Origin of the sequence: Thiohalocapsa sp. ML1 (genome assembly GCF_001469165.1) — a bacterium.
In the GTDB taxonomy this organism is placed as follows: Bacteria; Pseudomonadota; Gammaproteobacteria; order Chromatiales; family Chromatiaceae; genus Thiohalocapsa.
Genome location: NZ_JABX01000019.1, coordinates 1 through 22,102 on the forward strand (window position 1 = coordinate 1; position 22,102 = coordinate 22,102).

Below are 22,102 nucleotides of genomic sequence, written 5' to 3' on the forward strand. Positions count from 1 at the left end.
GCGCCGAAGAGCGCGTGACACCGCAGGAGCGGTGTCACGAGCAGAACCTCGGGTCATCGCGGCCGGTACGATGATCAAGGCCGTCAGCCCTTCTCCGCCACGCGCCGCTCGAAGTGGCTCAGGAGCCGCGAGCGCAGCGTCTTTTCCTTGTGCTTGGCGGCGGCGGCGAGGCGCTTTTCGGCGACGCCCATCAAGGTCTCTTGCGCGCCCTTTGAGTTGGTCTCGTCCGGCGTGCGCTGGGTGTAGCTGCCGGCGGCGTCCATGTCCCAGGCGGAGCGCTTGTCGGCGAGCTGCACGTCGAGGATGAGCCTCAGCTCCTGGCGCAGCTCCGGGCTTTCCACCGGCGCGTGCACCTCGACGCGGCTCTCGAGGTTGCGACCCATCATGTCGGCAGAGCCGATGTAGTATTCCTCGTCGCCGCCGTTCCTGAAGTACAGGATGCGCGCGTGCTCCAGGAACCGGCCGACGATGCTGATGACCTGCGCCGTTTCGCTCAGGCCCGGAATGCCGGGGCGGAAGCGGCAGGTGTCGCGGACGATGAGATCCAGCTTCACGCCGACGCGTGTGGCCTTGTACAGCGCGCGGACGATGTCGGCGTCCTCCAGCGCGTTCATCTTCATCTGGATGTGGCCGCCGCCGCCCTGTTCCTCGTGGATGCTGATCTCGCGCTCGATCTTGCCGAGGATGCCGCGCTTGAGCGTATAGGGCGCGGCGAGGATCTTGCGGTAGCTCGGCGGTGGTGAATAGCCGGTGAGGTAATTGAACAGCTCGGTTAAGTCCTGGCCGATGTTCTCGTCGCAGCCGAGCATGCCGAGATCGGTATAGAGCTTGGCCGTGCCGCCGTGATAGTTGCCGGTGCCGATGTGGTAGTAGCGGCGCAGTTGCGAATAGTCTCGGCGCACGACGAAGATGAGCTTGCTGTGGGTCTTGAGCCCCATGACGCCGTAGGTGACATGGATGCCCTCGGCCTCCAGCCGCCGCGCCCAGCCGATGTTGGCGGCCTCGTCGAAGCGCGCCTTCAGCTCCACCAGCACCGCCACCTGCTTGCCGTTCTGCGCGGCGGTGATGAGCGAGTCCAGAATCGCCCCGCCGGAGGTGCGATACAGGGTCATCTTGATGGCGAGCACCTTCGGGTCCTTTGCCGCGGTGGACAGAAAGCGCTCGACGGTGGTGGCGAAGGACTCGTAGGGGTGCTGGAGCAACAGCGGCCCGGCCTCGCGGATGATGTGGAAGATGTTGCGCCGGTCGTTGCCGAGCACGGGGTGGTCGCCGGGGCGATGCGGCTTGTCGCGGAGCGCCGGAAGGTCGAGCCCCGCCAGCTCGAACAGGTCCCGCTTGGCCATCATGCCGGGGACTTCGTAGACATCTTCGTCCTCGTTCAGGCCGAGCTCCGCGGCGAGCATGCCGCGGTGCACCTTCTCCATGCCGGCCTGGACTTCCAGGCGCACGATGGGCGCGAAGTGGCGCTCGCGCAGCTCTGTCTCGATCAGCTCCAAGAGGTCGTTGGCGGCCTCCTGGTCGGGCTCGACGATGGCGTTGCGCGTCACGCGGAAGAGCTCGCAACTATCGATGTCCATGCCCGGGAACAGCATGTCGAGGTTGTTGACGATGAGGTCCTCCAGCGTGACGAAGGTGTTGGCGCCTTCGACACGTATGAGCCGCTTGCTGATGTCCTTGCTGACGGGCACCTTGACGCGTGCCATGTAGGCCTCGCCGCCGCCGGGGTAGCGCAGCGTCACAAGCACGTTCAGGGCCAGGTTCGAGATGAATGGGAAGGGGTGCGCCGGGTCCATGGCCAGCGGCGTGATCATCGGGAAGATCTCGCGACGGAACTGCTCGCGCAGTTGGGCGCGGGCGTCCTCTGGCAGCCCGTCGATGGTGACGAGGCGAATGTCGTGCTCGGCGAGCTCCGCGATCAGCTCATGGAAGATGCGCTCTTGGTCCGCCTGCATCTCGGCGAGCACGGCACGGCATTGCGCCACCTGCTGGAGCGGTGTGCGCCCGTCCACGGTGGCCGTATGCACGCCGGCGGCGATCTGCTGCTTGAGCCCGCCGATGCGCTTCATGAAGAATTCGTCGAGGTTGTTGTTGACAATGGCCAGGAACTTGACCCGCTCCAGGAGCGGCGTGCGGGGGTCCTCCGCCTCGTGCAGCACGCGGCGGTTGAACGCGAGCCAGGTGAGCTCCCGGTTGAGGTACAACGCGGGGTCTTCGAGGTTCATCGGGGCCGCAGGTGCGGCGGAGGCGCTGTCCACGGCGAGATCTGACCCGTCGTCGAGGGCCTGGGCAGGGGCGGTGTCGTTCATCTGTAGTATTGCTCCGGTGGGCTGTGGACAGCGCTGACAACGGACTATCGTAGCAATACCGATGGGCGCTTGTGTTTTGGTTTAGTGAATCGCGGGCAGGCCCCGGGCGGCGGCCGGCCCGACCCGCCCAGGTCGCCTGAGCGCGCGAGGCCCTCGCGGCCGCCTGCCACTGCGGAGCCATCGATGCCCGAGCCTACTGATCTCATCGACCCCACGGATGCGTTGTTTGCGGCGGCCACACCGCTGACGGACTTCGTCTTTGATGCCGCCGTGGCCCAGGTCTTCCCGGACATGATCCGCCGCTCCGTGCCCGGCTGGCCCGAGTTGCTGCGCGCCATCGGGCTCTTGGCGGTGCGGGTCGCGGTGCCGGGGCGGCCCATCTACGACCTGGGCTGCTCCCTGGGGGTGACCTCGGCGGCGCTGCTGGCGCGACTGCCGGAGGCGCGCATCGTCGCCGTCGACAATGCGCCGGCGATGCTCGACGGGTTGCGCGCGCGGCTCGCGGCGCCGGTGGCGGCGGGGCGCATCACGCCTGTCTGCGCGGACATTGCGGACGTGCCGGTCGCCGACGCCGGGCTCATCGTGCTGAACCTGACGCTCCAGTTCGTGCCGCAGCGCTCGCGGTTCCACCTGCTCAAGCGCCTGCGCAAGGGGCTGGTGCGCGGCGGTGCGCTGATCCTGGTGGAGAAGGTGGTCTGGCCCGACCGCGACATCGACATGCTGATGGACGAGCTGCACCAGGACTTCAAGCGCGCGCAGGGCTACAGCGACATGGAGATGGCCCGCAAGCGCGCCGCGCTGGAGCAGGTGCTGATCCCGGACGATATCGAGACCCACGAGCAACGGCTGCGCGGGGCCGGCTTCCGCTTTGTCGAGCGCTGGTTTCAGTGTCTCAACTTCGTCGGCTGGGTGGCGCGCTGATGCCGGTGCTGCGGGTTGGCGGACGCGCATGACAGCGCCGCTGTTCGAGCCCTTTTTCCGCCGCCTCGCCGCCACACCCGCCGCCGCTTGGGCCGCCCCGCTGCGGGCGCTCACGGCAGAGCGCCTGCGCCCCGAGCGCCACGGCGACCTGCCGGCCTGGCTCGCGGCGCTGGACGCACTGCCGGACATCGCCCCCGCTGCCGTCCGGCTCAACGTCCCCTGCGTCGGCGCGACGCCGGGCGCACCGCCGGACAGCGCGACGCGGGCCGCGCTGCGGGCCGGCCTCGACGCGCTGCATCCCTGGCGCAAGGGCCCGTTCTGCCTGCATGGCATCCACATCGACGCGGAATGGCGCTCGGACTGGAAGTGGGCGCGGCTCGCCGAGGCCGCCGCACCGCTCGCCGGCCGGCGCGTGCTCGATGTCGGCTGCGGCAACGGCTACTACGGCTATCGGGCGCTCGGCGCCGGCGCGGCACTGGTGCTCGGCATCGACCCGACGCTCAGGTTCGTGCTCCAGTTTCTCGCCGTCAACCGCTATCTGCGGCAGGACCGCGTCGCCGTGCTGCCGGCGGCGGACACGGACCTGCCGGCCGCGGGCGCCTTCGACACGGTGCTCTGCATGGGCGTGCTTTACCATCGCCGGGATGCCGCCGCGCACCTCGCGAGTCTGCACCAGGCACTGCGCCCCGGCGGCGAGCTGGTGCTTGAGACGCTGGTGCTGGACGGGCGCCGGCCCGGCGCAGGCGCGACAGATCTGCTACACCCGCCGGGTCGTTATGCACGGATGCGCAACGTGCATGCGATTCCCGGCCTTGATGTGCTGTGCGGCTGGCTCGCGGAGGCGGGCTTCCGGCGCATTGCCGTGGCCGACGTCACCCGCACGACGACGGACGAGCAGCGCAGCACCCCGTGGATGCGCTTCGAGTCCCTCGCCGCGTGTCTCGACCCCGCCGACCCGAGCCGCACTGTCGAAGGCCATCCGGCGCCAACGCGGGCGCTGCTCTTGGCCGAGCGCTGACCACGCGAGCGGCGCCCGAGCGACGACGCGGTCCAGTGCTGGATGCAGTTTCTCACCATGACTACAGAGGGAAGAGCACGCTCGGCCCATCGGCGAGCAGCTCGCGAATCCGCCAGGGTCGGCCGTCGGCGTCCAACTCCACCAAGCCGATGCCGCTGCCGTTGAGCAGGCGTCGAGCCCTTGCGGCCCCCTCCGGCTTGCGCGGCTGGATGCGCAGGCGCCGTCGGCGCGTAAAGACATTCAGTGGTGAGCTCGGAGCAAAGAGCCAGTCATCGAGCCGATCGAGCACGGTGAGGAGGCGCTCCGGGAAGGCATTGCGCACGCCGCTGCTGGTGATCTGCCACACCTCCGGTCCGCGGCGGTTTCCGCGCAGCTCGACGTCGTAAACGAAGGAGTAATGCACGTCGCCAGAGAGGATGACGAAGTGCTCGGGTGTCTGCGGATGGCGGAAGATATTTAACAATGTGTGTGCCGCGCCCGGATGTGCCATCCAGTTCTCGGCATCGACCATCAGCGGGTAGCCGAGCCAGGTGAAGATGCGTTGGATGGTCTCGATCAGCTTGACGCCGAAGATCGGCGCCGGCGAGACCAGCAGCACCGCCGGCAGGCCAAGCAGACGCTGCTGCAGATCGGTCAGCGCCTCCCAGTCCAGCAGACCAGACGGCTTGCTCGCCAGCGACTCCGAGCGCCAGCGATGGGTGCGGCTGTCGATGACGATCAGCGGTGGCGTCGTCGGCCAGTGATAATGCCAATCGCCGAAGCGCAACAGGCGCTGCACGCAGGCCTCGTGCTCGGCGCTGCCGGGATGATCGAGGCTGCGTTGCAGGGCTCCGAGGAGCTCATCGCTGAAGGCCTCGGGGCGGTTGCCCCAGCCCTGATGGATCAGATAGCCGATCAGGGCATTGCCGATCACCCGCCGCGAGAGCGCATGGCCGTAGGCGACTTCTTCCCAGGCGCGGCTCAGGTTCCAATCATCGGTGACGTCGTGATCGTCGAAGATCATCGCTACCGGGAGATGGGCGAGCAGGCGACGCACGGCCGGCAGCGCGGCGATGAAGGCGCCGAGTCTTGCATGCTCCCGCACAAACTGTGCCCGTTGCGCCGCCGTCAGGCTGGAGGGTGGATCAAGATCGAGCCCTCGCCAGGGCGCGGGCGAGAGCACCAGCAGGTACATCGCCAGCATCTCGCCCAGGGTAATCAGGTGGTTGTGGGCATTGGCGCTGGTGAAGATCGGTTTCTCGACGCCGCCGAACAGCACCTTGAGCAGGTCCGCATTGCGGCGCTGCCGCGGCAGCAGCCGCTCGCGGCGGTAGTAGCCCGCTGGGTGCGCATAGAGCGAGCGGGCATCGACTACCCCGCTCTGCGTTAGCTCCGGCAGCGACTCGTCCGGCAGGCCGAGGCGCTTGATCAGCGCGTGGATCGCGCGCAGCATCGGGCCGGCGACATCGTCCATGTAGACCTGATCGCCGGAGAGCATCAACAGCGATGGCCAGGCCGGCGCCGCGTCCGCATCCTGCGCCGTGGCGGTTGATGGATTCGGCGCTGCCGGGCTTGGCGAGCCGGCCAGCAGATCGGCAAGCAGGCGGTCAGCCCGCGCCAGTCCATCCCCGCCTGGATGATGCGGCTTGCGACAGGAGCCATGCAGCAGGGAGCGAACCTGTCCCGGCACCTTGAAGCCTGGCGATGACCGGCCTGGATAGCAGAGATCAGCCGCCCAGATTGCGCTGTCCTGCCAAGGTTGCTCGGGTTCGGCGAGCGGCATCAAGTCCAAGCGATAGGCAATCCACTGCTCGGCTGGAAGCGGGTGAGTCAGCGTCAGGTCGATCAGAAGATAGTGCAGCGTGTTGCCGGCGCGCAGTCGTCGGCAGGATGGATCGCCGGGCTCCAAGATGTAGGTCTGCGCTTGCGGCTGGCCATGGTCGGGTGCCGGCAGCGCTTCCTGTTGCGGTTGCGGTGCTAGCTCCAGGCGCGCACGCACGGGCTCGCGGACCGCGAGCCAGAGGCTGATCCGGTCGCGGCTCACGCGACGCAGGATGGGCCCGGCCCAGACCAGCGGTAAGGCGGCAGTATTCGGCATGATCGGTTACATCATTCGATGGGCGTGCGCCCGTCGGATACTCGTTGGCGGTTCGGGAGTCGCACAAAGAACAGCCTTCGTTGAAAAGCACACGCCAAGCCAGTCATCAAGGCCCTGACCGCAGGTGGGCCGGGTGAAGTGGTTGCCTGACAAGGCGGTCGCATCCCTGCTCAGCGCTCTTCGCGCCACCTGCCCTGGTTGATCACAATGTTGACCAAGCGAGGGGCCCAGCGTGATCGATGAGATTGCGTGACAACCCCCCCAAGCGATGACCGTCTGCCGCCAGCCGGCGTCGGTCAGGCATGCGCGCTAGTCCTGCCGCGATCTGTGCTTGACGGCTCGCCCCGGCGCACCCGCCACTGTCATCGAGCCTGGAGAACCGCCATGCACGCACCGAGAACCAGCCTTGCCCTCGCCGCCACGACCCTGCTCGCCCTGCACGCGCTCCCCGTCGGGGCCGCCGCGGGCGTGCGCGTGCTCGAAAGCCCCCACGATGCCGCCGCCACCATGGACAAGCTCCAGGCGGAGGTGGAGGCCCGCGGCCTCACCGTCTTCGCGCGCATCGACCACGCCGCCGCCGCGGCGAACGCGGGCCCACTCGGAGCGCACCAGGCGATGCGTGGAATAGCGCTCGCCGGTGGCCGTGTTGCGCGTCTGGGTGCGACCGATGTACATACCCGAAACGGCCTTGATCATAACTCCGAGCGCAGCAGCGGTCGCCTGCTTAGTCAGGCCATCCTGGCCTGGCACCACCAGGGCTGGAAGCCCTGGCTACGCACGGAGCCCGCGCCTTGGCGAGAATCCCGGACAGCGGAGATTGGTTTCTGGTAGGCTTGCGCGCTCGGGTGCCTTACCGGTCGGCACCACCGCGGCGCCGCCCATAAGGTCACTGCCGCCGAATCCCGCTTCAGCCGTTCGTGCTGCCCTGCGGGGCGTCTTGGGGGCAAGCCCCCGGCCCGCAGCTCTCGTTTCTGCCAAGCAAGCCTTTACACCAGCCCGGACCGGCTCCAGGCCACGCGGCGCATCCATTGCGCGCGATGCCAGGCGGGCGACACTGGAGTCCGTCCGATGTCTTTTGATGCTTTGGGTCTCTCTGAGGCCCTACTGCGTGCCGTGCGCGAGCAGGGCTATACCGAGCCGACGCCGATTCAGCGCCAGGCCATCCCGATTATCCTCGCCGGCAGCGACGTGCTGGCCGGCGCCCAGACCGGCACCGGCAAGACCGCCGGCTTCACACTGCCGCTGCTCGATCGGCTGCTGGCGCGGCCCGCTCCGTCCGCCGGCCGACGTGGACTGCGCCCCGTGCGCGCGCTGGTGCTGACGCCGACGCGCGAGCTTGCGGCGCAGGTGCAGGAGAGCGTCGAGACCTACGGCCGCCATGTGCCGCTGACCTCGGCCGTCATCTTCGGCGGTGTCAAGATCAATCCGCAGATCGACCGCCTGCGCCGCGGCGTGGATATCCTGGTCGCGACCCCCGGCCGGCTGCTGGATCATGCAGGGCAGGGCACGCTGGACCTGTCGCGGGTCGAGATCCTGGTGCTCGACGAGGCGGACCGGATGCTCGACATGGGCTTCATCCACGACATCCGCCGCGTGCTCGCGCTGCTGCCGGCCGCGAAGTCCCGGCAGAACCTGCTCTTCTCGGCGACCTTCTCCGACGAGATCAAGGATCTTGCGAATCGCCTGCTGAACAGCCCCAAGCTCATCGAGGTGGCGCGCCGCAACACCGCCGCCGAGCTCGTGCGCCAGGTGGTGCACCCGGTGGACCGCCAGCGCAAGCGCGAGCTGCTGAGCCACTTGGTGGGCAGCAACGACTGGCGTCAGGTGCTGGTGTTCACCCGCACCAAGCATGGCGCCAACCGCCTGGCTGAGCAACTGGAGCAGGACGGCCTCAGCGCCGCGGCCATCCACGGCAACAAGAGCCAGGGCGCGCGCACGCGGGCGCTGGCTGGCTTCAAGGCCGGCGACGTGCGCGTGCTGGTGGCCACCGACATCGCCGCCCGCGGGCTCGATATCGACCAACTGCCGCACGTGGTCAACTACGAGCTGCCGAACGTGCCGGAGGACTATGTCCACCGCATCGGCCGCACGGGCCGTGCCGGCAACGAGGGCGAGGCCATCTCGCTGGTGTGCGTTGATGAGCACAAGCTGCTGCGCGACATCGAGCGGGTGCTCGGGCGCCCGGTGCCGAAGGTGGTGCTCGACGGCTACGCGCCGGACCCGCGCATCCCGGCAGAGCCGATCCTGCGCGGCGGCGGCGGGCAGCGCGCCGGCGGGCGATCCAATGGGCGATCCGATCAGGGTGGCGCGCCCCGGCGCGGCAACGACGGGCAGGGTGCTCGCCAAGGCCGCGGCGCCGGACAGGCTGGCGAGCGCCAGGTCGCGGGTGGCGCTGGTGCCCGGTCCCAGGGCAACGGCGAGCGCGGCACTGCGCAACCGGCCAAGCACGGCTACGTGCATCGCAAGCCGAGCGGCGATGACTCCCGCACGCCCAGGCATGGCCGGCCGGGTCGCCGCCGCGAGGTGCCGGCGTTGCTGGGTGGCGGGCGCGACGACTGAGAGCGGCGCGGGCTCTGCGTCGTCAGGGCTTGCCGCGAGACCGTTTGGGGGCCGAGGGCCGAGGGCTAAGGAGCAAGCCCTTGGCCCTTGGCCTTTCTCGTTGGCCCTCCTGGTCCGGATGCCGACCGTCTTCCGCGCTGATCGGCCATGGGAGCCGCCGATTCCCAAGCGCGCTACCGCGTTGCCGCGGTGTTCCCGTTAGAATCGGGCTCTGTCGTCACGTCCGTGGACCGGAGCCCGAAGATGCCGCACGATGCCGCCCCAGGCACCGAACCCTCAGTTATCCAGGCGCCCCAAGCCCCACAAGTCGTCGTCGAGCGCTATCTCGACGCGCTGGCGTCGCATGATCACGACGCGGTCGCTGGTCTGATTGCGACTGGCGGCTTTCGCTACGAAAGTCCCATCGCCAACATCGCCGATCGGGCCGCCTTCCTTGAGTACATCATGATGACGGGCGGCATCCTGCGCGGCATTGAGCGTCGGCGGGTTTTCGTGGACGGTGCCGATGTCTGCCACTGGCTGGTGCTCGACACCCAGCTCAGCGAGCGCGTGTCCACCCGCGCCGTGCAGTGGGCGACGGTCGCCGACGGCGCCATTACGCGCATCGAGCTCTGGTTCGATCCCTACCGCTGGCGGCTGCTGTTCGAGCCTGAGGACTGAAACACCTAAGCGTCGGAGGGGCGAGGGCCGAGGGCCGAGGGCCGAGCGCCAAGGAAGCCCGCCTTGGCCCTTGCTCCCGGCCTCACCTACCGGCGGTGGCCGCCTCCGGCAGCCGCTGCTGATCGGGCGCGTCGGGGTCGATGCGCGCCTGCTGCTTGAGCAGCGCCTTGAGCTCGGCGCGGGCCTCGGCCAGCTCGCCGGCGTAGCGGCTCAGGATGGCGCGTCGGCGCTCGGCCCGCTCGGCCGGGTCGAGCAGCGGATCGGAGCGGCTGTCCGGGGCGGTGGCGGTGTCCGCGCTCGGCTCGGCTGTCTCGGTGGCCGCGGCCGTGCGCGCCTCGGCGAGCCCGACGGCGGCCTCAAGCCCGTTCAGCTCCGCAGCGCGGTTCTTCCCAATATCGCTGATGCGACCCTCCGCGCGGGAGATGGCGCGGCGCAGCGGAATGGGCTCCAGCGTCTCGATGTCGGTCGCGAACGGGATGCCGGGCACCGGCGCTGGGCTTTCTGCCACGGCGTCCGCCGGGGCGTCCGGCGGGGCGTCCGCCCCAGCGGCGGCGGCAGAACAGAGCAGCAGCGCGATGCCGAGCCCCGTCGGCAGGTGCCGCGGGCTCGGGGCGGTCTTCGCCGCGCTGTCCACGAGGGCGCCTCAGCCCGCCTGCTCCGCCACCGCATCCGCACCGAAGCGCGCTTGCAGAAAGCCGATGATGTCGTTCGACTCGTACAGCCACTGCGTGCCGTCCGGCCCATCGACGCGCAGGCACGGCACCTGGATGCGCCCGCCCTCGCGGGCAAGCGTGGCGCGGTGCTCGGGGTCGCGCTGCGCGTCGCGGAGCTCAATGGGTAGGTTCAGCCGGTGCAGCGCCCGGCGGGTCTTGATGCAGAAGGGGCAGGCGAAGTACTGATACAGCGCCATGGACGCGACGGCCTCCGCCACTTGGCTTTGCGCCTCGGGCGTGCGCTGCATGGGCGTCGGGCGGGTGGCGTGATCGATGAACGCGATGGCGCGTCCGAGCCCTTCGCGGGCGATTTTGAGCAGCATGGATAAGACCTCGTGATGTGCTGGCGGCGCGCGGCGGCGGCATGAACGGTTTCGACGCGCGTGTGGAGGGTGGGTTCCGCACCGGTGCCGCGAGCGCGGGGGCGCATTGTAACCGCCCATGCATCGCGACAGGCCGATGGAATCCGATGCGCCTTAGAGGCGCGCCATCGCGTCATGCCATACTGCTCTGCCAAGAGACGGAGGAAAGCCGAGGCCATCATGTCTGATCGCTCGACATACGCACTGGACCCCGAGACGGCGCACCTGATCCGGAGGCTCGCGGCGACTTGGGAGGTATCGCAGGCGGAGGTTATCCGCCGCTCTGTGAGGCGTGCCGCCGCCTCGGAGGCCGCTGTCGATGATCCGTCGCCGGCAGGGGTGCTGGCCCATTACCGCTCCCATCCCGCACCGAGGAGTCGAGAGGAGACAGAGAAGCTCATCGCGACGTTGCGGGAGGCACGCCGCGAAGACGACTTGGCGCGGACCCGCTGGCACGGATGATCCACCTCGACCCTGTACAACCAGGCCGGACGGCGGCGGACCCTCAAGACCGACACCTTGATCGCGGCCGTTGCCATACGCGCCGGGGCCGAGTTCTTGACTGTCAATACCCAAGACTTCCAAGTCTTCGTTCCATTCGGGCTGAAGCTGGCCTGCCCCGACCGCGAAGCGTAGGCTTCGGCATCGGTTGCAGGCGGCCGTGGCGGTGCATGGCCGCGGAGCTTGCCGCGGCCGGTCTCGGCCGCTACCCCGCCAACGCCCCCTTCATCTCCGCGGCGTACTGATCGGCGTTCAGCCCGACGATCAGGTGCAGCACCTTGTCCGGCAGGTGCATGACGGCCACGACGCCGGCGGCGGCGAGCGCCGGCTCGTCGAGCTTGGCCTCGTCGTCGAGCGCAATACGCAGCCGTGTCTCGGCGGCGGCCTCGGTGAGCCGGATGTTGTCCGTGCCGCCGAGGGCCGCGATGATGGCACGGGCCTTCTGCGGGGCCTGCGGGTCCCGGGCGCGCGGCAGCAGATCGTCCGCCTTGTAATGGACCTTGGGGGCGGCGGCGCCGGTGGGCAGCTCGGCCTCCGGGCCGGCGTGGGCGAGGTACTCCTCCATGTCCGTCTTCAGGTTGTCCGACTTCGGCCCGAAGATGGCCTGGAGGTTGTTGCCGACGACGACCACGCCGGCGGCGCCGAGGGCCTTCAGCTTGTCCGGGTTGGCCTTGCCGATGTCCGCCACCTCGACGCGCAGCCGCGTGATGCAGGCGTCGAGCGCCTTGATGTTGCTCTTGCCGCCGAAGGCGAGCACCAGCTCCTTCGCAAAGTCGTCGGCCACGATGTCTTTGTAGTCTTCGGCACCGGCGGTCTCGACCTCGCGGCCCGGGGTCTTGAGATTGAACTTGAGGATCAGCGTGCGGAAGACGACGTAGTAGACGAGCGCGAAGATCGGTCCCAGCAGCAGCACGACCCAGGGCCGGATGTTGTTCACCCAGTACAGCGCAAAGTCGATGAAGCCGTGGCTGAAGCTGTAGCCGAGCCGCGCGTCCAGCAGATAAGTGACCAGATACGCGATGCCCACCAGCACCGCGTGCGCGGCGTAGAGCAGCGGGGCGACGAACAGGAAGGCGAACTCCAACGGCTCCGTGATGCCGGTTAGGAAGCTCGTCAGCGCCGCCGAGCCCATGATGCCGGCGATGCGTGCCTTATGCTCGGGCCGGGCGGTGTGGTAGATGGCCAGCGCCGCCGCCGGCAGGCCGAACATCTTGAACACGAAGCCGCCGCCGAGGATGGCCGCCGCATAGTCGCCCGCGAAGTAGCGGCTGATGACGCCGTGCACCGCCTCACCCGTCTTCGGGTCGATGTAGGTACCGACCTCGAAGAAGAAGGGCACGTTCCAAATGTGGTGCAGGCCGAAAGGCAGCAGCATGCGCTCGACCACGCCGTAGATGGTGACCGCCGCCGCCGGGTTGCCGTAGGCCGCCCAGTCGCCGAACACGCGGATGGCCCCGCCGATGGGCGGCCAGACCAGCGCCAGCACCGCCGCGAGCCCGATGGCCGCGAAGGACACGACGATGGGCACGAAGCGCTTGCCGGCAAAGAAGCCGAGGTAGGCCGGCAATTGGATGCGGTAGTAGCGGTTGAACAGCGATGCGGCGATGAGGCCGATCAGGATGCCGCCGAAGACGCCGGTGTCGATGGACTCGATGCCCATGACCTCTTTGATCTCCGCGCGGCTGCGCGCGACGGGGAAGGGCGCCTCCGCGCCGCCTGCCGCGGCGTAGTAAGCGAGCGCGCCGCCGCCGGCCGCGTCGGCCTCGGCGATGCGATAGGGCACGCTCACGGCGTCGCTGCCGCTGCCGCAGACGATCGCCTCGCCGTCGCTTTCATCGACGCGGACCTTGCCGAGGGTGCGGCCGTCCGCATCCAGGCAGACGAAGCGTTCCCGCGCTGCGTCGTATTCGATGTAGGCGCTGTTGCCGTTGCCGTCCCGGTAGTCCAAGGCCTCCGCCGGGGCGAACCACTGGATGAACATGAGCCCGATGACGCCGAGCGCCGCGATGAGCACGAAGTAGCCGACCGTGGCCGCCATGGCCGCAACGCCGTCGTTCTTCGTGAAGCCGAGCACGACGCCGATGGCGAAGATGAGCGGCAGGATCGTGAACACGGCCCCGCCCGAGGCGGCCATCACCTCGCCGACGGCGACGAGCCATCCGGGCAGGCCTTCGGCGTTCGCGAGCGAGCTGCCGACGCCGAGCAGGATGCCCGCCACCGGCAGCACCGACACCGGCAGCATCAGCGCCTTGCCGATCTTCTGCAGGTTCGCGAAGCCTGCATCCCAGACTGCTTTCGGGTTCAGTGCTTTCGGCTTCATTGTCGTTGTCTCCGCTGTGCATTGGCGCTTCGGTGCGCGCCGTGTCCGTCGGCGCCGGGGCGCCGCGCCCGCTGGGCTATTGGGCGAGGAGCTGCTGCAGCTCGATCTCCCGCGCCTCGATGCGCGCGTTGTAGTCGTCGTTCGTCGCGCGCATCTCGCCCCGCAGCTCGATGCCGTGGGTCGCGTCGGCGCGCTCCTCGGTGCCCTGCTGGCGCTCGATGGCGAGCGCGTTGACGGCGCGGTCGCGCTCGGCCTGCAAGTGACGGATCTCGCGCTCCAGGCCTTCGATGCGCTGGGTGCGCTCGATGTCCGCGACGCCGGCCGCGGCCGCAGACTGTGCGGCCGCGGCCGCCTGGTCCGCGGCGGCGGCCTCGGCGGCGCTCGGTGCGTCGTACTGCACGTCGATGGCGCGTGCATCCGGCCCGCAGGGCTCCTGCGAGAAAATCACCTCGTCGCCCTGCTGGCAGCGGTACATCGGCGCGTCCGCCGCGACCGACAGGCCGCACGGGCAGGCCAACAGCGCAGCGATGGCGAGGCGTGCGGCGGCGGGGTGGTGCCGTGGATGCATGGCGGTGTCCTCAGATGGCAAGGTGTCCCGGCGGGTTGGATCAGTAGGCGCTCGGCACCAAGGCGCGCACGTCGGCGGCGGTGGCGCAGTCGAGCGCCTGCCCGGCCAGCGCGCGGCAGTCCTTCAGCGAGCGCTCGCGCACGGCGGCCTTCACGGCCGGGATGGCGGGCACGCTGACGGAGAGCTCATCGACGCCGATGCCCACCAAAATCGGCACCGCCTGCGGGTCGCTCGCGACACCGCCGCAGACGCCGACCCACTTGCCCTCGGCGTGGGCGCCCTCGCAGGTCAGCGCGATGAGGCGGAGCACGGCCGGGTTCAGTGCATCGGCCTTGGCGCCGAGCTTCGGATGGCCGCGGTCCATGGCCAGCGTGTACTGGGTGAGATCGTTGGTGCCGATGGAGAAGAACGCGACCTCCTTCGCGAACTGCCGCGCCATGACGGCGGTGGACGGCACCTCCACCATGATGCCGAGCTCGACCTCGCCCGCGTCCGGCACGTGCGCGCGCTCCTCTTCCACGAGACCCTTCACGGCGCGGATCTCGTCGATGGTCGCAATCATCGGGAACATCATGCGCAGCTTCGCGCCCGGCGTTGCGCTTGCCCTGAGGATGGCCCGCACTTGGGTGCGCAGGATCTCGGGCTTGTCGAGCCCGATGCGCACGCCGCGGATGCCGAGGAAGGGGTTCTCCTCCCGCGGCATCGGCAGGTAGGGCAGGGGCTTGTCGCCGCCGACGTCGAGCGTGCGGATGATGAGCGGGCGGCCCTCCAGCACGGTGGCGATGTCGGCGTAGATCTGCGTCTGCTCGTCTTCGGTCGGCGCCGTTTGGCGCTCCAGGTACAGGAACTCGGAGCGCAAGAGCCCGACGCCCTCGCCGCCGAGCGGCACCGAGTTGCGCGCATCCTCAATGCCGCCGATGTTCGCGACCACCTCGACCCGATGTCCATCCGTGGTGACGGCGGGCGCGTGCGCGGCGGCCAGGTCGGCGCCCTTCTTCTCGGCGAGCCCCTGCTTGACCGTCAGGATGCGGTCCACCTCCGCCGGGTCCGGGTTGATGCGGAGCTGGCCTTTGGCGCCGTCCAGGATCACCTCCTGGCCCTCGGCCAAGTCCAGCGCGCGTGGCTCGATGCCGGCGACGGCGGGGATGTCGAGCGCGCGCGCAAGGATGGCCACATGCGACGTGGCGCCGCCGCCGACGGTCGCAAAGCCGAGCACCTTGGCCGGGTCGAGCTTCGCGGTATCGGACGGGCTGAGGTCCTCGGCGATGAGGATGGCGCCCTGCGGGATGTCCGGCTCCTGCACGGGCTGGCCCGTCAGGATGCCGAGCACGCGGCGGCCGACGTCGCGCAGGTCCGCGGCGCGGCCGGCCATGATCTCGTTCTTGAGCTGCGCGAGGCGCTCGGCGTGGGTGCTGTAGGCGCGCTGCCAGGCGAAGGCGGCGGACTTGCCCTTGGCGATGGCGCTGTCGGCGATGTCGAGCAGGTCCGGGTCGCCGAGCAGCTCTTGGTGGGCGGCGAAGATCGCCGCCTTGGCGGGGTCTGCTTTGGCGTGCAATTCCGCCTGCAGGGCCTCCAGCTCGTTCTTCGCGTACTCCATGGCGTCCTCCAGCCGGCGGCGCTCCATGCGGGGCTCATCCGTGGCCGCCTCCGTCACCTGGACCTCGTCCCGGCGCAACTGAAACACGCGCCCGACGCCCAAGCCCGGCGACGCGGCGACGCCGAGCAGGAGGTTCGGGTCATCGGAGCGCGGGCGAGGCGGCGGCGCATTGGCGGGGTCCGGCTCCGTCGTCGCCGGCGCCCGGGCCGGGGCCGTGCCCTCGTCGCCGAGCCCGGCGGCCAGCGCCGCTGCCAGCGCGGCGATGGCGGCCTCGGCATCCGCGCCGGTGGCGATGAGCACCACCTTGTCGTGCTGCGCCACCTCCAGGCCCATGATGGAGACGACGCTCTTGGCGTTGGCCTCGTCGTCGCCGCGACGCAGCAGCACGCGCGATGCGTAGCGCTTGGCGAGATTCGCCAGCACCGCCGCCGGGCGCGCGTGCAGGCCGGTGGGGTTGGGGATCAGGATGGCCTCGGAGCTCGCCGTCTTGCCGGCGGCCTGCGCCGCCTCGCCGGCGGCCGTCGTCTCCAGCGTCAGGAACAGATCCCGGCCCGCCTTGACCATGCCCGAGGCGCGCGCCAGCGAGGTCACGCGCTCGACATTGGTCACCAGCACCTGCGTCAGCAGGCTCTTGGCGTGGGTCGCGAGGAAGTCCGCGTCGAATTCGATCAGCGGGTCGCCGGTGCGCACCGCATCGCCCTCGGCGACCCGGGGCCGAAAGCCCGCACCCTTCAGGTGCACGGTGTCCAGGCCGATGTGCATCATCACCTCGATGCCGTCGGCCGTGGTCAGCGTCACCGCGTGGTGCGCCTTGTGCAGTTGCGTGATGCGGCCGTCGCAGGGCGCGAGCAGCAGCTCGTCGATGGGGTCGATGGACGCCCCGTCGCCGACCATCTTCTGCGCGAAGACCGGGTCCGGTACCTGCTCCAGCGGCACCACGACGCCGGTGAGCGGCGCCTGCAAGCGAATGCTGGCCAAGGCTTCCTCCTCATGGATGCCGTCGCCCGGCGACCGGCCGGGCTGCGTTGTTATTCGTCGTCAGCCGGACGGAGTTTAGCCCGAAACGGGCGGGGTTTACGTGCCCGATAAAGGACGACAGTTGCGCCTTCCGGCGGGCGAGCCTTGGCCGAAACCCCCATCCACAGCCGTGGCCGAGCCTGTCGTCAGCCCATCCTGGCCTGACGCCGGAACGAAGGCGCTGGCCGCGACGCTGCGAAGACCGGCGTAGGCGGAAGCGGCAGCAACGCGCGAGACGGGGCGAGGTTCAAGTGGGCGCCCAAAGATCGTCGAGGGCGATCTCGGCGGCCGCAAACGGTGGCACCGACACGCGCGCCGCCCCGGCAAAGCGCCCGATCTCCCGCCAAGTGCCGTCTTTCAGCGCATAGGCTTCCAGGGTGTGCTTGCCGGGATCGATCAACCAGGCCCAAGCCACGCCGAACCGGGCGTAGATCGGCATCTTGATGTCGCGGTCCTTGCTCTCGGTGGCGGGCGAAAGCACCTCGCAGACCCAGTCCGGCACGACGGTGAAACGGTGCCCTTCCGGCAAGGTCGGCATGCGTGCGCGCCGCCAGCCGGCCAAGTCCGGCACATCGACCTCGGCGTTGCAGATGAAGTGCAGCTCGGGCTCGTCGATGATCCACCATCCGCCCGGTCCCCCGCGCCCCCGCTCGAACGGGCCGATCAGCTCGTAACCCAGCTCGGACGCGGTGAAGACATGCGGGCCGGTCGGGCGCGGCTGGGTATGGAGCTGGCCGTCGAGGATCTCCCCGGTCAGGCCCGGGGGCAGGGCTGCAAGCTGTTCGTACAGGGTCGGGCGTTGTTGAGGATGCGCGCTCATTTCGCTTGCCTGGATCTGATCGGTTGAGGCGGCGGTTGGCGGCGGACCGGGGTGCCGGGCTTGACGTCTCGTCAGTGGACGGCGGCCTGCCGGGATCATCTTAACGCCCAGGCGCCTCGCCGTAGCGTGTTACTCCCAGCGGAAGAGCCGTGCCGCCGCCGCGAGCAGTGCTGCCGCCAGCGTCAGCAGCAGGAGCAGCTCCGGCAGCACGTCCAGCACGCCGGCGCCGTCGATCATGATGCCGCGGGCGGCGCCGACGACATGCGTCAGCGGCATGAGCTGCGAGAGCCACTGCGCCGCGGTGCTGGTGCCTTCCATCGAGAACCAGACGCCGGAGAGCAGCAGCATCGGCCAAGCCATGAGGTTGAGGAGCCCGTCGGCGAGCTCCTCCGTGCGCAGGCGCGCGGCCACGAGCAGACCCAGGCTGATCATGCTGAGCGCGCCGGCGATGTAGATGAGCGCAAGCGCGGCGTAGGAGCCGCGCATCGGAAAGTCCAGGATCACCAGCGCGCCGAGATAGACGACCGTGCTGGAGGCCATGACGACCAACAGCCGCGAGAGCACCTGCGCGGACAGGAACTCCAGGGGCTTGAGCGGCGTCGCCTTGAGCCGGCGCAGCACGCCGTTTTTGCGATAGCGCACCACAACCCAGCCGACGCCCCACAGGCTGGAGAACATGACGTTCATCGCGAGCACGCCGGGCAGCGCCCAGTCGGCGTAGCTGAGCGCGTCGCCGGCGGCGGTGCGTCGCTCCGGCGGCGGCAGCCCGGCGGTGGCATGGGCGCCGATCAGGAGCCGCTCCACGATCTGCCCGTTCGGCGACTCCGGATTCGCCCAGTAGCCCGTGATGCTGCCGCCGGCGCCGCGCGCGTCGATGAGCAGGTCGAGCTGGTGCCGGGCGACCTTGGTCACGGCCGCGGGCTCGTCCGCGAGCGGGACGAAATCGAGGTACGGCGTTGCGAGGAAGCCGGACTCGTCGGTGGCCGTCTGCGGATCGCCGAGCACGCCGACCTTGAACAGGTCCTCCGGCCCGCCGCCGAAGATGAACGCAAAGGCGACGATCATCATGACCGGCATCATGATGTTCCAGATGAGCCCGGCCTTGTCGCGGTAGAACTCGCGGTTGCGGGCGATGAGGATGGCGGCAACGCGTTTCCACATGGGGCGATTCCTATGCAGGCTGCAAGCGAGGGCCAAGGGCCAAGGGCCAAGGGCCAAGGAAGAGCATGTCGGTACCCTTGGCCCTTGGCCCTCGGCCCTTGCGGCTTAAGCCCGCAGACTATGTCCCGTCAGCTTGAGAAACAGGTCTTCCAAACTAGGCGTCTCGACCCGCAGCGCCGTCAGCCCGGCGCCGATGCGCTCCAGGTAGTCGAGCACCGGCGGTACGTCGTCCGTGTGCAGCTCGATCTCGTTGTCGGCGCGGGTCGCGTAGTCGGGCAGCGGCTCGTCGGCGGGCCAGGCGTCGGCGGGCAGGCGCACGACGGCGGCGGCGAAGTGCTCGCGCACCAGCGCCATCGGCGCCCCTTGGGCGATGATGCGGCCGTGGTCGACGATGGCGATCTCGTCGCAGAGCCGCTGGGCCTCTTCCATGTAGTGCGTGGTGAGCAGCACGGTCTTGCCGCGGGCGCGCACGGTCTCAATCAGCCCCCAGAAGTTGCGCCGGGACTGCGGATCGAGCCCCGTGGTGGGCTCATCGAGAAACACCAAGTCCGGGTCGTTCACGAGCGCGATGGCGAGCAGCAGCCGCTGGCGCTGGCCGCCGGAGAGCTTGCGGGTGTCGCGGGACAGGATCTCGCGCAGATTGCAGAGCCGGATCAGCTCCTCGCGGTCCGCGGTGTGCTGGTAGAGCCGCGCGAACATGGTCAGCGACTCGCCGACGCTCTGGAAATCCTGCAACGCCGTCGCCTGAAACTGGATGCCGATCGCCTCGCGAAAGCCTTCGCCCAAGGGCTTCCCGCGGAAAAGCACCTGCCCGGCGGTGGGCTGTTGGATGCCCTCCAGCATCTCCAGCGTCGTCGTTTTGCCGGCGCCGTTCGGCCCAAGCAGGCCGAAGCACTCGCCCCGGCGCACGCCGAAGCCGATGCCGTCCACGGCCTTCACGCCTGGGAAGTGCTTCACCAGCGCCCGGGCCTCGATGAGCAGGTCCGGTGCGGCCGGTGCGGCTTCTGATGAAGCGGCCGGGATGCTGACTGGGTCTCTTTGCATGCGGGCAAGGTGGGGGCGATTCGGCGCGCGCACAGCGGTGCGCCGCTACATCCGCTGAGACCAAAAAAAGGCCCCGGCGCGCGGGCGCGCACCGGGGCCTTGCTGCGTGCCTGCGCGGTGGGATTTACACGCGCGCAGCCGCCTGTCGCTGGCCGTTACTGGCCGGTCTTGTCACCGTCCTTGATGGTGCTGATCTTGAACGGCACGTAGGCCAGGCAAGTGCCCATGTAGGCGGTGCCGACGGCGACGGCGCCGAGGATGATCAGCAGCCAGTTCATGCCGAGGAAAAGGCCTGCCAGAATCAGCAGGGCGCCTGCGGCGTAGCGGATGTTGCGATCCTGGATACCAATGTTCTTGACCATCTGTAAGAGCTCCGGTTGCGTTGGTTGTTGCTTGGTCACGCGAATGTCCGCCCCGCAGTCGACTCCGCGGCGCGCGGGGAGCGCCGAAGATAACGGCGTCCCAGGGTCGGATAGGGCGAGGATGGGTGCGCGGCACGCCGATTACCGCCAAATACCATGACGCTGACGTGGTGAGTATACTCGCCCGCGTTCCATTAGTCCTTGCGATCCGACAATCGCGCTCAGGGCGGGACGGGTTAGGCTGCTGGGCCTCCGGACGGCAACATGCTTGATGTCGGATGGGGTCGCGCCGACGTCGGGTTGCACCTGCGCCCGGCAGTTTTTTCAATCTTCACGCTAACCCCCTGCCAAAGCGCACGCCAAACCCATGAACGGCTTCCACATGTCGCGCCTGCTGTTCTGGGCCGCGATCCTGTTCCTCGCGTCGCTGGCGGCGCGGCCCTGGCTCGATGATCTGTTCGTCAGCATCCAGGCGGAGCCGCGTGTCGTCGCCGCGCGCGGGGAGCTTGCGGGGGACGAGCAGGCGACCATCGCCATCTTCGAGACCGTGAGCCCGTCGGTGGCCTACATTGCCACCACCGCGGCGCTCGCCGGTCCGTGGACGCGCAATCTCACCGAGGTGCGCCGCGGCACCGGCTCCGGCGTGGTCTGGGACCGCAAGGGGCACGTGGTGACCAACTGGCACGTCATCGAGGAGGCCCGCAGCGCCCGCGTCGGCTTCGGCGACGGGCGTAGCTACAACGCCCAGTTCGTCGGCGCGAGCCCGGAGCATGACCTCGCCGTGCTGCGCATCGGCGCCTCTGCCGCGCGCCTTCAACCGGTCACCGTCGGCAGCAGCGCGGACCTTAAGGTGGGGCAGAAGGTGCTCGCCATCGGCAACCCCTTCGGCTTCGACTACAGCCTCACCACCGGCGTCGTCTCGGCCATCGATCGGACCATCGCCTCCGAGCAGGCCGGCGAGATCCGCCGACTGATCCAGACCGACGCCGCCATCAACCCCGGCAACTCCGGCGGCCCACTGCTCGACAGCGCGGGCCGGCTGATCGGCATCAATACCGCCATCTTCAGCCCGTCCGGCAGCTTCTCCGGCATCGGCTTCGCCGTGCCGGTGGACACGGTGAACCGCGTCGTGCCGCAGCTCATTGCTCACGGCGAATACGTGCGCCCGCGCATCGGCTTCTACGGCGACGACGACATCGGCCGCCCGCTGCTGGCCGAGCTGGGCATCGAAGGCGTCCTGGTGCTGCGCGTGGAGCCGCAGTCCCCGGCGGCGCGCGCCGGGCTTCAGGGTACGCATGTGTCCGGTTCCGGCGACGTCATCCCCGGCGATGTGATTCAGCGCATCGACGGCGTGCCGGTCAAGTCCATGGCCGAGCTCATCGAACGGCTGGAGGGCTACGAGGTCGGCGAAAAGGTGACGCTCGACGTGCTGCGCAACGGCGAGCGCCTCGCGATGGAGGTCACCCTCGGCGGGCGCTATGGGGAGTTGGATTGAGCGCGCGCGACATTAACCGCATGGGATAGCGCACGCAGGCCATCATCGAGGTGAGCCGCCGCGGCTCCAGCTTCGACCTGGCGGCGGAGCGGATCGGGCAAGCCCGCGCGCTGCTCGCGGAGACCCGCGACCCCGCCGGGATCGATGAGCGCATCGCGAGCCTCGGCATTGACGCGGGGCTGCCGGCCGCGACCTGGCAGGCGTTGCTTGGCTAGCTGCTGCGGCCGGCCGACTGAAGTCGGCGCACGGGCCGGTCGAAGTCGGAGTTCCCCCTTGGAACCGCCTTTCTCGTAACACCGCTCCGCGGTGCTACGCGTCTCTGGGGGGGCGCTCTGCGCCCCGGTGCTTCCAGCCAGCACAGGCGCAGCCCAGGCACCGGGCGCGGAGCGCCCGGAGATGCGCGACACCGCGGGAGCGGTGTCGCGAGAAGCAACCCACGCAACTCCAGCGGCTCGCTGCTGGACGGCGCGGGTCGGCTCTCGGCATCAACATCGCCATCTTCCACGCGTCGGGCAGTTTCTCCGGCAGCGGGCGCCGGTCTCCAAAACACCCGCGTGTCGGGCGTCGGCGACGTGATCCCGGGCGATGTCTTTCAGCGTAT

General features: G+C 69.3%; 19 protein-coding genes. 8 read left to right on the top strand and 11 right to left on the bottom strand.

Annotation, left to right across the window (positions count from 1 at the left end; genetic code table 11):
• Positions 1–83: 83 nt before the first annotated feature.
• Positions 84–2,306 (bottom strand): polyphosphate kinase 1, encoded by a 2,223-nt coding sequence (gene ppk1 / locus ML01_RS13345; protein WP_058555902.1) that lies wholly within the window; start codon positions 2,304–2,306, stop codon positions 84–86.
• Positions 2,307–2,489: 183 nt separating this feature from the next.
• On the opposite strand from ppk1, the gene cmoA reads away from it, so the two are divergent.
• Together cmoA and cmoB are read left to right on the top strand one after the other, a co-directional pair.
• On the top strand, positions 2,490–3,227 hold the full coding sequence (gene cmoA, locus ML01_RS13350) for a carboxy-S-adenosyl-L-methionine synthase CmoA (RefSeq protein ID WP_058555903.1): 738 nt from the start codon (positions 2,490–2,492) through the stop codon (positions 3,225–3,227).
• Between the two features lie 28 nt (positions 3,228–3,255).
• On the top strand, positions 3,256–4,245 hold the full coding sequence (gene cmoB / locus ML01_RS13355) for a tRNA 5-methoxyuridine(34)/uridine 5-oxyacetic acid(34) synthase CmoB (RefSeq protein WP_058555904.1): 990 nt from the start codon (positions 3,256–3,258) through the stop codon (positions 4,243–4,245).
• A gap of 61 nt (positions 4,246–4,306) precedes the next feature.
• On the opposite strand, the gene ML01_RS13360 is transcribed toward cmoB, so the two are convergent.
• Entirely contained in the window at positions 4,307–6,322 is a 2,016-nt protein-coding gene (locus ML01_RS13360; RefSeq protein WP_058555905.1) for an alkaline phosphatase D family protein, read from the bottom strand.
• A 384-nt stretch (positions 6,323–6,706) separates the two neighbouring features.
• Here ML01_RS13360 and ML01_RS13365 point away from each other — a divergent pair, with 384 nt between their 5' ends.
• The 3 genes from ML01_RS13365 to ML01_RS13375 all read left to right on the top strand — a co-directional run bounded on the left by ML01_RS13365 (position 6,707) and on the right by ML01_RS13375 (position 9,541).
• Positions 6,707–7,153: a hypothetical protein gene (locus ML01_RS13365; protein WP_058555906.1), complete on the top strand. Its 447-nt coding sequence runs from the start codon at positions 6,707–6,709 to the stop codon at positions 7,151–7,153.
• Between the two features lie 237 nt (positions 7,154–7,390).
• Positions 7,391–8,881, top strand: a complete 1,491-nt coding sequence (locus ML01_RS13370) for a DEAD/DEAH box helicase (protein WP_058555907.1) — start codon at positions 7,391–7,393, stop codon at positions 8,879–8,881.
• A 243-nt stretch (positions 8,882–9,124) separates the two neighbouring features.
• The gene (locus ML01_RS13375) at positions 9,125–9,541 is read left to right on the top strand and encodes a nuclear transport factor 2 family protein (RefSeq protein ID WP_162268021.1); all 417 of its coding nucleotides are present in this window, start codon (positions 9,125–9,127) and stop codon (positions 9,539–9,541) included.
• A gap of 82 nt (positions 9,542–9,623) precedes the next feature.
• On the opposite strand, the gene ML01_RS13380 is transcribed toward ML01_RS13375, so the two are convergent.
• Together ML01_RS13380 and ML01_RS13385 are read right to left on the bottom strand one after the other, a co-directional pair.
• Positions 9,624–10,175 (bottom strand): hypothetical protein, encoded by a 552-nt coding sequence (locus tag ML01_RS13380; protein ID WP_058555908.1) that lies wholly within the window; start codon positions 10,173–10,175, stop codon positions 9,624–9,626.
• A gap of 9 nt (positions 10,176–10,184) precedes the next feature.
• Positions 10,185–10,577: a glutaredoxin gene (locus tag ML01_RS13385; RefSeq protein ID WP_058555909.1), complete on the bottom strand. Its 393-nt coding sequence runs from the start codon at positions 10,575–10,577 to the stop codon at positions 10,185–10,187.
• A gap of 219 nt (positions 10,578–10,796) precedes the next feature.
• Here ML01_RS13385 and ML01_RS13390 point away from each other — a divergent pair, with 219 nt between their 5' ends.
• Positions 10,797–11,078, top strand: a complete 282-nt coding sequence (locus ML01_RS13390) for a hypothetical protein (RefSeq protein ID WP_058555910.1) — start codon at positions 10,797–10,799, stop codon at positions 11,076–11,078.
• A gap of 244 nt (positions 11,079–11,322) precedes the next feature.
• On the opposite strand, the gene ML01_RS13395 is transcribed toward ML01_RS13390, so the two are convergent.
• From ML01_RS13395 to ML01_RS13425, 7 genes are all read right to left on the bottom strand, one after another.
• Positions 11,323–13,437, bottom strand: coding sequence for a PTS transporter subunit EIIC (locus ML01_RS13395; protein WP_058555911.1), 2,115 nt, complete (start codon positions 13,435–13,437; stop codon positions 11,323–11,325).
• A 76-nt stretch (positions 13,438–13,513) separates the two neighbouring features.
• Positions 13,514–14,005 (bottom strand): hypothetical protein, encoded by a 492-nt coding sequence (locus ML01_RS13400; protein WP_058555912.1) that lies wholly within the window; start codon positions 14,003–14,005, stop codon positions 13,514–13,516.
• Between the two features lie 40 nt (positions 14,006–14,045).
• Positions 14,046–16,580 (bottom strand): phosphoenolpyruvate--protein phosphotransferase, encoded by a 2,535-nt coding sequence (gene ptsP / locus ML01_RS13405; protein WP_058555913.1) that lies wholly within the window; start codon positions 16,578–16,580, stop codon positions 14,046–14,048.
• Between the two features lie 286 nt (positions 16,581–16,866).
• Positions 16,867–17,439 (bottom strand): Uma2 family endonuclease, encoded by a 573-nt coding sequence (locus ML01_RS13410; RefSeq protein ID WP_058555914.1) that lies wholly within the window; start codon positions 17,437–17,439, stop codon positions 16,867–16,869.
• Positions 17,440–17,568: 129 nt separating this feature from the next.
• Positions 17,569–18,600 (bottom strand): ABC transporter permease, encoded by a 1,032-nt coding sequence (locus ML01_RS13415; protein WP_058555915.1) that lies wholly within the window; start codon positions 18,598–18,600, stop codon positions 17,569–17,571.
• A 105-nt stretch (positions 18,601–18,705) separates the two neighbouring features.
• Positions 18,706–19,644 (bottom strand): ABC transporter ATP-binding protein, encoded by a 939-nt coding sequence (locus tag ML01_RS13420; RefSeq protein ID WP_082674251.1) that lies wholly within the window; start codon positions 19,642–19,644, stop codon positions 18,706–18,708.
• 155 nt (positions 19,645–19,799) lie between these two features.
• Positions 19,800–20,006, bottom strand: a complete 207-nt coding sequence (locus tag ML01_RS13425; RefSeq protein WP_058555916.1) for a DUF2892 domain-containing protein — start codon at positions 20,004–20,006, stop codon at positions 19,800–19,802.
• A 367-nt stretch (positions 20,007–20,373) separates the two neighbouring features.
• Between ML01_RS13425 and ML01_RS13430 the strand changes: the two genes are divergently transcribed.
• Positions 20,374–21,501 (top strand): S1C family serine protease, encoded by a 1,128-nt coding sequence (locus tag ML01_RS13430; protein WP_058555917.1) that lies wholly within the window; start codon positions 20,374–20,376, stop codon positions 21,499–21,501.
• Between the two features lie 50 nt (positions 21,502–21,551).
• Positions 21,552–21,716: a hypothetical protein gene (locus tag ML01_RS28755; protein ID WP_156427713.1), complete on the top strand. Its 165-nt coding sequence runs from the start codon at positions 21,552–21,554 to the stop codon at positions 21,714–21,716.
• Positions 21,717–22,102: the final 386 nt, after the last annotated feature.